At 62.0% G+C, this 13,433-nt stretch carries 12 protein-coding genes and 1 tRNA gene; 8 read left to right on the top strand and 5 right to left on the bottom strand.

Annotated features, from left to right (window positions below; translation table 11 throughout):
• The first annotated feature begins 42 nt into the window (after nucleotides 1-42).
• The 4 genes from DNK10_RS04015 (at nucleotide 43) to DNK10_RS04000 (ending at nucleotide 4,777) form a co-directional block, all read left to right on the top strand.
• Entirely contained in the window at nucleotides 43-855 is an 813-nt protein-coding gene (locus DNK10_RS04015) for a formate/nitrite transporter family protein (RefSeq protein WP_131179681.1), read from the top strand.
• Nucleotides 856-898: 43 nt separating this feature from the next.
• Complete coding sequence (locus tag DNK10_RS04010) at nucleotides 899-2,620, top strand: bifunctional protein-serine/threonine kinase/phosphatase (RefSeq protein ID WP_131190795.1); 1,722 nt, start codon at nucleotides 899-901, stop codon at nucleotides 2,618-2,620.
• A 123-nt stretch (nucleotides 2,621-2,743) separates the two neighbouring features.
• The gene (locus DNK10_RS04005) at nucleotides 2,744-3,502 is read left to right on the top strand and encodes a TerC family protein (RefSeq protein ID WP_131190650.1); all 759 of its coding nucleotides are present in this window, start codon (nucleotides 2,744-2,746) and stop codon (nucleotides 3,500-3,502) included.
• Between the two features lie 516 nt (nucleotides 3,503-4,018).
• A complete protein-coding gene (locus DNK10_RS04000; RefSeq protein WP_242674707.1) occupies nucleotides 4,019-4,777 on the top strand; it encodes a hypothetical protein in 759 nt (252 codons plus the stop codon).
• A 64-nt stretch (nucleotides 4,778-4,841) separates the two neighbouring features.
• Here DNK10_RS04000 and mapR read toward each other — a convergent pair whose 3' ends face one another.
• On the bottom strand, nucleotides 4,842-6,251 hold the full coding sequence (mapR, locus tag DNK10_RS03995; RefSeq protein ID WP_131190649.1) for a GntR family transcriptional regulator MpaR: 1,410 nt from the start codon (nucleotides 6,249-6,251) through the stop codon (nucleotides 4,842-4,844).
• A 513-nt stretch (nucleotides 6,252-6,764) separates the two neighbouring features.
• On the opposite strand from mapR, the gene DNK10_RS03990 reads away from it, so the two are divergent.
• From DNK10_RS03990 to cyoB, 3 genes are all read left to right on the top strand, one after another.
• Nucleotides 6,765-8,435, top strand: a complete 1,671-nt coding sequence (locus DNK10_RS03990; RefSeq protein WP_131190648.1) for a nitrite/sulfite reductase — start codon at nucleotides 6,765-6,767, stop codon at nucleotides 8,433-8,435.
• Nucleotides 8,432-8,941, top strand: coding sequence for a DUF934 domain-containing protein (locus tag DNK10_RS03985; RefSeq protein ID WP_131190647.1), 510 nt, complete (start codon nucleotides 8,432-8,434; stop codon nucleotides 8,939-8,941). Before DNK10_RS03990 ends, DNK10_RS03985 begins: the two co-directional genes overlap by 4 nt.
• A gap of 80 nt (nucleotides 8,942-9,021) precedes the next feature.
• Nucleotides 9,022-10,977 (top strand): cytochrome o ubiquinol oxidase subunit I, encoded by a 1,956-nt coding sequence (gene cyoB / locus DNK10_RS03980; RefSeq protein ID WP_131190646.1) that lies wholly within the window; start codon nucleotides 9,022-9,024, stop codon nucleotides 10,975-10,977.
• Nucleotides 10,978-11,121: 144 nt separating this feature from the next.
• Here the strand turns inward: cyoB and DNK10_RS03975 are convergent, their stop codons facing one another.
• Nucleotides 11,122-11,607: a hypothetical protein gene (locus DNK10_RS03975; protein ID WP_131190645.1), complete on the bottom strand. Its 486-nt coding sequence runs from the start codon at nucleotides 11,605-11,607 to the stop codon at nucleotides 11,122-11,124.
• Nucleotides 11,608-11,701: 94 nt separating this feature from the next.
• A complete protein-coding gene (locus DNK10_RS03970) occupies nucleotides 11,702-11,974 on the bottom strand; it encodes a hypothetical protein (RefSeq protein ID WP_131190644.1) in 273 nt (90 codons plus the stop codon).
• On the opposite strand from DNK10_RS03970, the gene DNK10_RS03965 reads away from it, so the two are divergent.
• Entirely contained in the window at nucleotides 11,973-12,281 is a 309-nt protein-coding gene (locus DNK10_RS03965; protein ID WP_131190643.1) for a hypothetical protein, read from the top strand. The genes DNK10_RS03970 and DNK10_RS03965 overlap by 2 nt on opposite strands.
• A 36-nt stretch (nucleotides 12,282-12,317) precedes the next feature.
• Here DNK10_RS03965 and DNK10_RS03960 read toward each other — a convergent pair whose 3' ends face one another.
• Together DNK10_RS03960 and DNK10_RS03955 are read right to left on the bottom strand one after the other, a co-directional pair.
• Nucleotides 12,318-12,974 carry a hypothetical protein gene (locus DNK10_RS03960; protein ID WP_131190642.1) on the bottom strand — a complete coding sequence of 219 codons (657 nt, stop codon included), beginning with the start codon at nucleotides 12,972-12,974 and terminating at the stop codon, nucleotides 12,318-12,320.
• Nucleotides 12,975-13,249: 275 nt separating this feature from the next.
• Nucleotides 13,250-13,325 (bottom strand) — tRNA-Thr (locus DNK10_RS03955).
• Between the last annotated feature and the right edge of the window lie 108 nt (nucleotides 13,326-13,433).

Here is a 13,433-nt window from a genome sequence, read left to right as displayed (position 1 = left end):
TGATTCATTTCCCGTTTGAATTTCTGAAAAGAGAGCATCTCCATGTCCTACCTGGTTCCTGCCGAATTCGTCACAAAGATGGTGGATGCCGGCGAGTCGAAGATCTTCATGTCGACCCGCGATACCCTGATCCGCGCCTTCATGGCCGGGGCGATCCTCTCCCTGGCGGCGGTATTCGCCATCGCCGTCAGTGTGCAGACGGGCTCGCCGCTGCTCGGCGCGGTGCTGTTTCCGGTCGGTTTCGTGATGCTCTACCTGATGGGCTTCGACCTGCTCACCGGGGTGTTCATGCTCACCCCGCTGGCGCTGCTCGATCGTCGCCCTGGGGTGACCGTGGGTGGTGTATTGCGCAACTGGGGCCTGGTGTTCCTCGGTAACTTCGCCGGCGCGCTGACCGTGGCCTTCATGATGGCCTTCGTATTCACCTATGGTTTCTCCACCGACCCAGGTCTGATCGGCGAGAAGATCTCGCACATCGGCGAAGACCGCACCCTGGGCTACGCCGAGTATGGCGCGGCCGGCTGGGCGACCATCTTCCTGCGCGGCGTGCTGTGCAACTGGATGGTGTCCATGGGCGTGGTCGGCGCGATGATTTCCACCACGGTCAGCGGCAAGACCATCGCCATGTGGATGCCGATCATGCTGTTCTTCTTCATGGGCTTCGAGCACTCGGTGGTGAACATGTTCCTGTTCCCCTCGGGCATCATTCTGGGCGGCAATTTCTCGGTGATGGACTACATGCTCTGGAACGAGATTCCCACAGCCCTGGGCAACCTGGTCGGCGGCCTGGCCTTCACCGGCCTGACGCTGTACACCACCCATGTGAGAACCGCGCCCAAACGCTCCTTCAGCTGAGCCATCATCGATGGACGCTGTCGCTGAAGTGCTGCGGGCAGGGATGAAGGGCCAACTGCAGGTCAGCATCGGCCAGCATTCCGACAAGGGTCGCAAGGCGCGTAATCAGGATTTCCATGGCCTGTACGTGCCATGCGAGCCGCAATTGAGCAGCAAGGGTATCGCCATCGCCCTGGCCGATGGCATCAGCAGCAGCGAGGTCAGCCACATCGCCAGTGAAACGGCGATGGCGGCGTTCCTCTCCGACTACTTCAGCACCAGCGAAGCCTGGTCGGTGAAGAAGTCGGTGATGCGCGTGCTCAGCGCCACCAATGCCTGGCTCTACGCTCAGACCCGGCAAGGCCTGCATCGCTACGACATGGATCGTGGCTATGTGTGCACCCTCAGTGCGCTGGTGATCAAGTCCACCACGGCGCACCTGTTTCACGCCGGCGACACCCGTATCTATCGCCTGCGTGATGGCGCCCTGGAGCAACTGACCCAGGATCATCGCCTGTGGCTTGGCCAGGACAAGAGCTACCTGAGCCGGGCGCTGGGTATCCAGCCGCAGCTGGAGGTGGACTACCAGGCGCTGGCCGTCGATCCGGGGGACGTCTTCGTGCTGGCCACCGATGGTGTCTACGAGTACGTCGGTGCGCGGCAGATCATCGAGTGCATCGCCGAGCACGCCGAGGATCTGCCCCAGGCCGCACGCACCATCGTCGCCGAGGCCTACGAGCAGGGCAGCGATGACAATCTGACCCTGCAGATCGTGCGCGTCGATCAACTGCCCCAGGCCGAGGCCGATGATGTGCGGCACCGCCTGGGTGAATGGCCTTGTCCGCCGATTCTCGAGGCGCGCATGCCTTTCGACGGTTATCGCATCGTCAGGTCTCTGCATGCCAGCAGTCGCAGCCATGTATACCTGGCCACCGACGAGCAAAGCGGCGGCGCGGTGGTGATCAAGACCCCATCGCTCGATTTGCAGCACGACTCCCGCTATCTGGAGCGTTTTCTTACCGAGGAGTGGATCGCCCGGCGCATCGACAGCGCCCATGTGCTCAAGCCCTGCCCGCAGACACGCAAACGCAACTATCTGTATTGCGTCAGCGAGTTCGTCGAAGGCCAGACCCTGGCGCAGTGGATGATCGATCATCCAGCTCCCGACCTGGAAACCGTGCGCGCCATCGTCGAACAGATCGCCCGGGGGTTACGCGCCTTCCACCGCCTGGAAATGCTGCACCAGGATCTGCGCCCGGCCAATGTAATGATCGACACTACCGGCACGGTGAAGATTATCGACTTCGGCGCCACCCGCGTGGCGGGCCTGCAGGAACTCGCCGCACCGCTGGCGCAGCGTGAAATGCTGGGCACCGTGCAGTACATGGCGCCGGAGTACTTTCTCGCTGAGCCCGCCACGGTGCGTTCCGACGTGTTTTCCCTGGGAGTGATCGCCTACCAGATGCTCAGTGGGCAACTGCCCTTCGGCGCCGAGGTGGCCAGGGCGCGTACCCGAGCAGCGCAGAATCGCCTGCGCTACCGGCCGATTCGCCACGTCGAGCGCGAGCTGCCGGCGTGGATCGACGATGTGCTGCGCAAGGCCACTCAACCCAACCCGCTCAAGCGCTACGACGAACCCGCCGAATTCGTTCACGAACTGCGTCATCCCAGCCAGGCCTTTCTCGACAGTCGCCGGCCGCCGTTGATGGAGCGCAATCCATTGCTGTTCTGGAAGGTGATCAGTGCGGTGCTGGCGGTGTGCGTGGTTGTTCTGCTGGCGCGCTAAGCACCCGTACTGCGGGGGTTACAGCCCTATATAGGTCTGAAATAAATTGTTTCAACTTGTCGTATTTGTCGGTTCTGCAAAGGTCGAGAATGCGCATTCCGTTCAGCCATGAAGTGCGTGACCGTGGACTATCTCCTGCAACTGACGAGCGACCCCACTGCCTGGATCGCCCTGGCCACCCTGGTGGTCATGGAAGTGGTACTGGGCATCGACAACCTGATCTTCATCTCCATCCTCACCAATAAACTACCCGAGCATCAGCGTGCCAAGGCACGGCGCCTGGGCATTGGTGCGGCGCTGATCCTGCGCCTGGCGCTGCTCGGTACGGTGGCGTGGATCGTCCAGTTGGTCGAGCCGGTGATCGAGCTGTTCGGCCAGGCCTTCTCCTGGAAGGACATCATCCTTATCGCCGGTGGCCTGTTCCTGCTGTGGAAGGCAACCAAGGAAATCCATCACTCCATGGATCCTGAACCGGAAGGCGACATGTTCGTCGGGCGTGCCGCGACTCTGGGATTCAGCGCCGCCATCGTGCAGATCTTGCTGCTCGACCTGGTGTTCTCGGTCGACAGCATCATCACCGCCGTGGGCATGACGCCCCATGTACCGATCATGGTCATCGCCGTGGTCGCCGCCGTCACCGTGATGCTGCTGGCCGCCGAGCCCCTGGCGCGCTTCATCAACAACAACCCGACGGTGGTGATGCTGGCGCTGGGTTTCTTGATCATGATCGGCATGACGCTGATCGCCGAAGGCTTCGGCGCCCATGTTCCGAAGGGCTACATCTATGCAGCGATGGCGTTCTCGGCGGTGATCGAGGCGCTCAACATGCTGTCTCGCCGCGCCCGCCGCAAGGCGGCCGCCGAGGTCAACAAGGCGTCTTGACCCTGCACACCTCCTCCTGCCACGGCAGGGGAGGTGGCTGCTTGCCTCCGCTTCCCGCTTGCTTCGCCCTCGGCAGGCTGACCGTTCGGTCATGGCCTGATGGCTCTGTGCTATCTTGCGCGCTAAAGACCCGCCGAAGACGTGGAAACCGAAGCCCGGTTCGAGCAGCTCGAGGCGCAAGGTCGCGCGTATTTTCAGGGCTGCCTGTTCGTCCTGCGAGCGTATTGAGGTGGTGGAGCAGGGCAGGCGAGCATCGGGCAATGTGACGGGCGTCACCAATCTCTGTTTTCACCCGCCAGACGGCAACCTATCGCGCACCGGCGACACGTCAACGACGGGCCTTATGGAGTAGAATTCAACAATCGCTGGCGTCGGAATGTTGGCAGTCCTGGCTGCCGCCGCGCTCCAGTATTCACTCAGGTCAACCATCGTCGCGCGCCCCGCTCTCCAGTGGTGTGTCTGCATCGCTGGTCGGCCCTCAGAGCGCACGAGGATATCGAGTTGATTAAACGTTGCATGCGAACGCTCCTGCTGGGGCTCAGCCTGATCAGTTGCGCCAGCTGGGCGCAGATGACCCCGCTGGAAGCGATGAACATGGCCGGCCTGCAGCGCAGCCTGGGCCAGATCATGGCCAAGGATTACCTGATGATCGGCTCCGACGTGAAGGTCGATGACGCGATCAAGCAGCTCAACACCAGCATCGCGCTGTTCGAAGATCACCACGCCAAGCTCAAGGCCCACCCCACCAACGACGAAGTCCTCGCTGCACTGGGCCAGGTCGAAGTGATCTGGTCTGCCTATCGCGACATGATCACCGCCACACCGGACAAGGCTCAGGCGCCGGCCATGCTGGCCAAGGCCGAGGAATTGGTGAAGCAGTGCCAGCACGTCACCGACCTGTTCGAGAAGCACAACGGCGACGCGGCCTCGCACTCGATCAACCGCAGTGGCTGGAACCGTGTGCTGACCCAGCGTACCGCGATGTTCTACATGGCCCGTGCCTGGGGCGTGCAGGCGCCTGATCTGGATGCCAGCTTCGACGCCTCGGTGAAGGAGTTCGACAGCATCATGAAGGAGCTTCAGGCCGCCGGTGCGCCGAACGAAGAGATCGCGGTAGCGCTACGCAAGACCGACGCGCGCTGGCAGTTCGCGAGCAAGGCCTTCGCCTCCAAGGACTTCGTGCCGACCATCGTCGCCGTGAATGCCGAGTCGATGTTCCGCCAGCTCAACGAAATGACCCGTCTCTACGCCGGCTTGCAAGGCGACCAGCTCTGACCTCGCGGTGCTCATCGCGCACGTGATGAGCACCTGCCTCTGTCCCTCCGCTTCCGCAACGCCCTCAGAATGAATCGATGATTCGCCCCAGGGTTGCCATGGCCTGCTCGCATTGCGCGCTCCACGGATGGCCATGGTTGAGCCGTGCGCAATGGCCGAAGCCGCGCGTTGCCGAAAAGATTGGCCCCGGCGCCAGGCTGATGCCCTGGGCCAGCGCCAGGCGGAACAGCTGCAGCGCATCCACCCGCTGGGCGAATTCGAACCAGAGAAAATAGCCGCCGCTCGGCCGGGTTACTCGCGTGTCGGCCGGAAAGTGCCGCGCTGCCGAGGCCAGCATCGACGCCTGCTGGGTTTCCAGGTGATGGCGCAGCTTGCGCAGATGGCGGTCGTAACCGCCGTGCTGCAGGTAGTCGGCGAGGGCGGCCTGGGCCGGCACCGAGGGTGAGATGGTGGTCATCAACTTGAGCCGGGCGATGCGCTGGGCGTAGCGTCCGCCAGCGACCCAGCCGACCCGGTAGCCCGGCGCCAGGCATTTGGAAAACGAGCCGCAGTGCATCACCAGGCCCTCGCGGTCGAAGCTCTTCACCGGCTTTGGCGGCTGGGTACCGTAGTACAGCTCGGCGTACACGTCGTCTTCGATGAGCGGCACCTGATGGCGTTGCAGCAGCGCATAGAGGCCACGTTTCTTGTCTTCGCTCATGCTTGCGCCGAGTGGGTTCTGCAGGCTGCTCATGAACCAGCAGGCCTTGATCGGCAGTTGCTCCAGGCTGCTCGCCAGACTGTCCAGATCGATGCCCTCGCGTGGGTGCACGGGGATTTCCACCGCCTTGAGCTTGAGCCGTTCCAGTACCTGCAGGGTGGCGTAGAACGCCGGGCTCTCGATGGCCACCAGGTCGCCCGGCTCGGTCACCGATTGCAGGCACAGGTTGAGCGCTTCCATGGCGCCGGTGGTGATCACCAGTTCTTCGAGCGGCAGCATCACACCACTGACCATATAGCGCAGGGCAATCTGCCGACGCAGGTCGGGATTGCCTTCGGTCATGTCGGCGATCACCGCATGGCTGGGCATGTCGCGCACGCTCTGCGCCATGGAACGGGCCAGGCGCGGCAGGGGGAACAGATCCGGGCTGGGGAAGGCCGAGCCGAAGGGCACGGTGTGCGGATCCTTCAACGAACCGAGCACCGAGAACACCAGTTCGCTGACATCGACATCGGTGGTTTGTGCCGTTCCCGCGCGCACCTCCGGCTCGTGCAACGGACGCTGGGCGTGCTCGCGGACGAAATAGCCGGAGCGCGCACGGGCGTGGATAAGGCCACGGTCTTCCAGCAGGTAATAGGCCTGGAACACGGTCGACGGGCTTACCCCGTAGGTGCGGCTGGCGTGGCGCACCGAGGGCACCTTTTCGCCGGGCGCCAGTACGCCGGTGCGGATCAGCCCGGCTATTTCATCGGCGAATTTTTCGTAACGCTTCATGCTGTCCTGGCTTGGCAGTTGTGGGAGGAGGGCATCACCGCTGTCCGCTATGGCATGGGCGCGGATGATGCCCTGTTGACGATTTTTGTAACAGACTCAGGAGTCTTGATGAAATGCGGATCAGAGACTGAACCTGCCTATCAGCTAAGAGCCTGTTCACGATCTTTGTGCACTTGGCAAACAGGAACCCGTATCCCTATAGATCGGCGGCAATGTGGCGCAAGCAGACGTAGGGTGGATCGGGGCGCGTAGCTGACGCTCTTTTCATCCACCATTGCGATCGCAGAACGGTGGACGGGTGAAGCGTCGTCCACCCTACGAATGGCCGCTTCCGCCTTTCTGCTGTCATTGCTCGAAAGATCGTGAACAGGTTCTAAGGCTATCAAGCTCGAAAAGGTAGCAGGTTCTCCTTCTGATAGGGTTTTTTACGTTTTATCTGCGACTGTTTCGAAATGTCCTGCTTGTCCATAGTGCTGGCCTGTATGCCGTGTGTGGCGGCGATGAGGGCCTTGCATGTATCACTACGACGAGTACGACCACGCCCTGGTGCGCGAGCGGGTCGCGCAATTCCGCGACCAGGTGCAGCGGCGCATCAGCGGCGAGCTCAGCGAGGAGGAATTTCTCCCGCTGCGCCTGCAGAACGGTCTGTACATGCAGAAGCACGCCTACATGCTGCGCGTGGCGATACCCTACGGCACCCTGTCGGCGCGGCAACTGCGCACCCTGGCCTCCATCGCGCGGGACTACGACCGCGACTACGGGCACTTCACCACGCGGCAGAACATCCAGTTCAACTGGATCGAGCTGGAGCAGGTGCCGGATATCCTCGAACGCCTTGCCGACGTCGAGATGCACGCCATCCAGACTTCGGGCAACTGCGTGCGCAACATCACCACCGAAGCCTTTGCCGGTGTCGCGGCCGATGAGTTGCTCGACCCACGGCCGCTGGCCGAGATCCTCCGCCAGTGGTCGACGGTCAACCCGGAGTTCCTGTTCCTGCCGCGCAAATTCAAGATCGCCCTGTGCGCGGCCGAGCAGGATCGCGCCGCGGTGCCCATGCACGACGTTGGCCTGTACCTGTATCGCGATGCGGCCGGCGAGCTGCTGGCGCGGGTGATGGTCGGCGGCGGGCTGGGGCGCACGCCGATCCTCAGCCAGACGATTCGCGATGGCTTGCCGTGGCGGCACCTGCTGTCCTACGTCGAGGCGATCCTGCGCGTGTACAACCGCCACGGTCGGCGCGACAACAAGTACAAGGCGCGCATCAAGATCCTGGTCAAGGCGCTGGGCATCGACGCTTTCGCCGAGGAAGTCGAAGCCGAGTGGCAGCACATCAAGGATGGCCCCGCCGAACTGACCGACGCTGAGTATCAGCGGGTTGCCGCGGCCTTCGCGCCACCAGGCTATGCCGCGCTGCCCCATGCAGACCTGGACTTCGGCACCGCCCTGGCCGCTGATGCAGCCTTCGCCCGCTGGGTGTCGCGTAACGTGCAGCCACACAAGGTGCCTGGCTACGCCAGCGTGGTGCTGTCCACCAAACCCGGCGCCAGCCTGCCGCCAGGTGACGTGACCTCCGGGCAGATGGACGCCGTTGCCGAGCTGGCCGAGCGATACGGGTTCGGCGAAGTTCGCGTCGCCCACGAACAGAATCTGGTACTGCCCGACGTGCGCAAGGCCGACCTGCACGCACTCTGGCAGCGTGCCGCGAGCATCGGCCTGGGCAGCGCCAATATCGGTCTGCTCACCGATGTGATCGCCTGCCCGGGTGGGGATTACTGTTCCCTGGCCAACGCCAAGTCGATTCCCATTGCCCAGGCCATTCAGCAGCGTTTCGAGGATGCAGAAGCACTGCACGCCCTTGGCGACATCAGCCTGAACATCTCCGGTTGCATGAATGCCTGCGGCCATCACCACATCGGCAATATCGGCATCCTCGGCGTCGATAAGAATGGTAGCGAGTGGTACCAGGTGACCATCGGCGGCGCCCAGGGCAAGGCCAGTGCGCTGGGCAAGGTAATCGGCCCGTCGTTCAGCGCCGCCGAAGTACCGGATGTGATCGAGCGCCTGGTCGAGACCTTCGGCGAGCAGCGCGAGGGCGACGAACGTTTCATCGACACCGTGCTACGTGTCGGCATCGAGCCCTTCAAGGCACGGGTCTACCGCAGGGCGGGGGAGCCGGCATGAACAACCTGATCACCCTGCGCGATGGCGTGGCACGTATCGCCAGCGACGATCCCTGGGCATTGCTGCGCGAAGCCGATGTGCCGGTAGACAGCCCGACGATATTGCCCCTGGCGCGTTGGCTCGAACGGCAGAGCGAGGCCGTGCTGCAGGGCCTTGAGGCCAGCCGCGATGGCCTGTGTTTGAGTCCCGATGACGAGCCCCTGGAGTTGCAGCCCTGGCTCGCCGTGCTGCCGTTGATCGCCATCGATTTCCCCAGCTTTCGCGATGGCCGCGGCTACAGCCAGGCCTACCTGCTGCGTACCCGCCTGGGCTGGCGCGGCGAGTTACGCGCGGTCGGCGAGGTGCTGCGTGACCAGCTCAGCCACATGCGCCAGTGCGGCTTCGACAGCTTCGCGGTGCGTGAGGACAAATCGGTGCACGACGCCCTCAAGGGCCTCGCCGGCATGAGCGTGCAGTACGGCCGCTCGGCCATCGAACCGCGTCCGCTGTTTCGCCGCCGCAGCTAGGGCCTGTTGCTGGCCGCGCCATACCCGATTCCCACTGACCCAAGGAGCCCGCGTGCCGCCAGTCGGCACCGATTCGACACATGCTCGGAAAACTGACCCTCGACGCGATACCCCTGCACGAACCCATCCTCGTCGCCACCATGATCGCCGTGGCGTTCGGTGGCCTGGGCCTGTTCGCTGCGCTGACCTGGTTCAGGAAATGGGGCTACCTGTGGCGCGAATGGCTGACCTCGGTCGACCACAAGAAGATCGGCGTGATGTACATCATCGTCGCGCTGATCATGCTGCTGCGTGGCTTCGCCGACGCCATCATGATGCGCACCCAGCTGGCCGTGGCCACCGGTGGCGATGGGGGCTACCTGCCGCCCCATCACTATGACCAGATCTTCACCGCCCACGGCGTGATCATGATCTTCTTCGTCGCCACGCCGCTGGTGGTGGGGTTGATGAACATCGTCACGCCGCTGCAGATCGGTGCCCGTGACGTCGCCTATCCGCTGCTCAACTCGCTGAGCTTCTGGTTGTTCGTCGGTGGTGTGCTGCTGACCAATATCTCGCTGTTCGTCGGCGAGTTCGCGATGACCGGTTGGGTGGCCTATCCGCCGCTGTCGGGTATCGAATACAGCCCTGGGGTCGGCGTCGATTACTACATCTGGAGCCTGCAGCTCTCCGGCCTGGGCACGCTGCTCACCGGGGTCAACTTCCTGGTCACCATCCTCAAGATGCGTGCGCCGGGCATGACGATGTTCAGGATGCCGATCTTCACCTGGACGATCTTCTGTACCAGCGTGATCATTGTCGCGGCCTTCCCGATTCTCACCGTGGCCCTGGCGATGCTGACCCTGGATCGCTACCTGGACTTCCACCTGTTCACCAGCACCGGCGGCGGCAATCCGATGATGTACGTGAACCTGGTCTGGGCCTGGGGCCACCCGGAGGTGTACATCCTCATACTGCCGGCCTTCGGGGTGTTTTCCGAAGTGACAGCGGTGTTCGCTCGTAAACGCCTGTTCGGCTATACCTCGATGGTCTGGGCGACCATCGCCATCACCTTCCTGTCGTTCGTGGTCTGGCTGCACCACTTCTTCACCATGGGCTCGGGGGCCAGCGTCAACGCCTTCTTCGGCATTGCCACGATGATCATCGCGATTCCGACCGGGGTGAAGATCTTCACCTGGTTGTTCACCATGTACCGTGGCCGCCTGGAATTCACCACGCCGATCCTGTGGACGCTGGGCTTCATCATCACCTTCTCCATCGGCGGCATGACCGGTGTGCTGCTGGCGGTGCCGGGCGCCGACTTCCTGCTGCACAACAGCCTGTTCCTGGTGGCGCACTTCCATAACGTGATCATTGGTGGCGCGGTGTTCGGTTACATGGCCGGCATCACCTTCTGGTTCCCGAAAGTGTTCGGCTTCAAGCTGCACGAAGGCTGGGGCAAGGCGTCCTTCTGGTTCTGGATCAGCGGTTTCTACCTGGCCTTCATGCCGCTCTACATTCTGGGTTTCATGGGCATGACCCGGCGCCTAAACAGCACCACCAACCCGGAGTGGGAGCCCTACCTGAACGTGGCCGTGATCGGTGCGGTGCTGATCGGCCTGGGCATCGCCTGCACGCTGATTCAGTTCGCCGTGTCGATCATCAAGCGCAAGGAACTGGCCGACCACACCGGCGACCCCTGGAATGCCCGCACCCTGGAATGGTCGACCGCGTCGCCGCCGCCGTTCTACAATTTCGCCGTGACCCCGCGTGGCGACCGCATCGACGAATTCCACGAAATGAAACGCGACGGCCTCAAGCCTGCCCCGACCAGGTTCCGGCCCATCCATATGCCGCGCAACACCGGCATCGGCCTGATCGCCGCGGCGTTCATGACCCTGATGTGCTTCGCTCTGATCTGGCACATCTGGTGGCTGGTGGGCGTGACCTTCGTGGCCAGCGTCGCCTGCTTCATCGTGCGCAGCTACGACGAAAACACCGACTACTACGTGCAACCCGACGAGATCGCGCGGATAGAGGCGGCCGGGCGGGCCTGATGCTTCAGGGAAGGGAGAACTGACAAACCAGCAGGCAAAAAAGGGGACAGATGTTGAATCTGTCCCCTTTCTGATTACTGACTGCGCGGCGCGTCCCTGCGCCGAGGCAGCTCAGAAGCTGTATCCGTATGCGTGCAGGCGCGTTCACTTCTGCGTCAGCACCAGTGTCGTATCAGGCCCTGGCACATGGATTTCGGTTGGGCTGATCACGTCAATCGGCTCGCCAGACTCTGCAAAAAGAACGGCGTCGCCCTTCACGTTCCTGAAGGTCATCACCGAGCCAACGAATTCATAAACCGCTGAGCCAGTGAACTCATAGTTCTTGATGTAGGCCTTCTTGGTAATGACCTGATCCTCGCCGAAATCGAAGCTGATACTCATCGGGTAACCGTCTTGCTCCACTGTGCCGGTGTACAGCCCGCGAGGCAGTTGGGCTGGGGTCGGCTTTGGCTTGTACGCCTCGACTATCGCCAGCTTCGCCGGGCTCACCGCAGGCGGTTTGCCGCGGAACTCATCCATCGATTTTCTGTGTTCGTACGGCACGTAGAAGGTTACGTAACCACCCCACGCAATGAGCGCGATGACTATCAGGCTGAACAGGTGGCCAGATCCGCGCTGTGACGTCTTCATCGTATTTTTCCCGGGTTGTGGCAGCTGAGGCGAGGCGCTGGCATCGTCGTGAATAGGGGGTGGTAGGCGGCACCTTCCAGGGGGGCGTTTTCCATCACTCCCATCCGCTACACCCTATCCGCCTGGCGCGGTGATAATCCGCCCAGGCGTCCGAGATCATCACGTCCTTTTCGGCGTCGTCATCCCATCCGTTTTCGTCTCGCTGCTTGAGGGTGAACAGCAGCATGTCGTAGTGCGCTCGGCGGATATTACACTCCAGTTTTGCCTGGGTTACGTCCTTGGGCATTGGCCTGTTGATCAGACTCTTTTCATATTCCGAAAACGGGCCGATCGCCGAGCACGCAGGCAGAACGAGAACGACGGTCATGAGCAGCCCGCGATGCTTTGGCTTCCAGATTGCTGACACGCTAATACTTCCTTTAATGGCTGCCATGCTGCTTCATCCTCAGCGCTCATTTGCTCTTCTGCGCGTATTTTCGATCTGCCAGACCGCAGCGGCTGAAACCACAGGAGTATCGAGCCTGTGTGACACAGGCCCTGCGGCAGCATCGCGCAGTTATCTGCAATGCCTTCAAGAGGAATTGGTGTGCGAGGGTGTGCATATCGGCATGCTCGGCATTGGCTCTCTGTTCTGCCATCCCACCGAGGCATTGCTGGATCGCTATCGTGTGTAAGCCGAAGGCGATCCGGCACATCGGCTCGCTCGATATTCAATCCGCGGCTGGTGCTCCGTAACGCCAGCGCGTGAAGTGGTGGAGGGTCAATAATCCGCAGATGACCATCAGCGGGATCAGCAGCACGCCCGAGATTATCGAACCCCACCATGCGACGCCCGATTGCCAGGTCTCGCCTTTGCCTTGCGCCACGAACACCAGCCGCGTGGCCACTTCGGCAAAGCGCGCATCAGGTGTCAGCGCGGTCACCTGAAGACGATAGTCCCCAGGCTCCATCGGAATGCGCGCCACGGCGCGAGTGATCTCATCGCTGCCATAGCTGGTGAGTTCCTGGCCTACGTCTGCCTGCCCTGCGGACAACAGCTCACCTGCCGGCGTCAGCAGCTTCCAGCCCAATGTCATCGGTGCCGGTGGATACTCGACCCACTGTTCGTTTTCCCAGATCGGCCCACCGGACAGCTTGCGCACGGTATACAGCGGCAGCTCACCGGTGGAAAACACTACCGCCAGCGTATCGAACTCAAGCGTTCGGGCCTTGACCGGTAAATCCAGGGTGGTTCCCTCGTCGAGCCGAACCGGCACGTCCAGCGGAAGCGTCGTCGCCCAGACAGAAAACAGACGAAGCACGACAACCGACAGCAACAGGCTTAGGCCCATGCCGGCCCAGAGGATCGCTTTGCTCTTGTGACTCAATGCTCGACTCCCTACCGACCGATCCAACCAAAAAGATCCGCAAGGCTACTCGATATGCCTTCATGGATCACCTGTACCGGTACCCAGCCGCGCCAATTCGCCGATAGAGGAATGGCGAGGCCGTTTGATCTAGCTCTCACCCTGCATGGCTGTAAGGATGCTTGGCGTCTGGCCATCTGATCTCAGAGAAGCGCAAGATTAGGGAAAGAGGAGATGACCAAAATCCCATAACGAAAAAGGCCCACCTTGCGGTGAGCCTGAGTCGTTGTTTCGTATGGTGCCGGCACCAGGAGTCGAACCCGGGACCTACTGATTACAAGTCAGTTGCTCTACCAGCTGAGCTATACCGGCATTTGAGGGCCGCCATTATATCCATTCGTTTGCATGAGTAAAGCCGGTTACGGCAGGTTTTTTGCTGCCCTTTTTGAGGCGCTCTGGCGCGGCTTATGCACAAATTCA

The sequence above is a fragment of the Phytopseudomonas daroniae genome, from assembly GCF_004327275.1.
Taxonomy (GTDB): Bacteria; Pseudomonadota; Gammaproteobacteria; order Pseudomonadales; family Pseudomonadaceae; genus Aquipseudomonas; species Aquipseudomonas daroniae.
This window is presented reverse-complemented; position numbering and strand designations above follow the sequence as displayed.